Source organism: Streptococcus sp. HMSC077F03 (assembly GCF_001812375.1).
In the GTDB taxonomy this organism is placed as follows: domain Bacteria; phylum Bacillota; class Bacilli; order Lactobacillales; family Streptococcaceae; genus Streptococcus; species Streptococcus oralis_S.
In genome coordinates, this window is sequence record NZ_KV808767.1 from 1 (window position 1) to 444 (window position 444).

Here is a 444-nt window from a genome sequence, read left to right on the forward strand (position 1 = left end):
TGCTTGACCGCCATTGGCTTTCACTTGTTCCTTTGTAAGGGTCAAGGTAATGGTTTGACCCTCTACCTTGATTTGACTGGCATCAAGAGCTTGACCATTCAAGATTGCACTTGCTGAACCTGCATAATAAAGAACAGACTCAAGTGTATCACTTACACTGAAGGATGATACATCTGTTGGGACACTTGTTTTCACGTTGTATGTGAAAATTTGGTCACGATCAGCAAGCGTTTCCTCAGCCTTAGTATTGACATCTTTCTTGATCTCTGGTTCATCTGGTGTCGGTGGCGTTACTGGGACTTCATTGGAGTCTTTCGTAAAGCCTGGTTTATTTGGAAGATCTACCTTGTAAGTCGCCTTATTCGGAATCCGTATACGACCGTCTTCCTTCACATGTGCAGACAAGTTCGCACCAGCTTTGATCTTGGCGTCGAATGTTAATTC

The 444-nt window shown here is 43.7% G+C and carries 1 protein-coding gene; it reads right to left on the minus strand.

Features of this window, described 5'->3' with window-relative positions:
• Window positions 1–444, minus strand: a 444-nt coding sequence (locus HMPREF2853_RS03355; protein ID WP_148131392.1) for an isopeptide-forming domain-containing fimbrial protein, incomplete at both ends; no start/stop codon positions are given.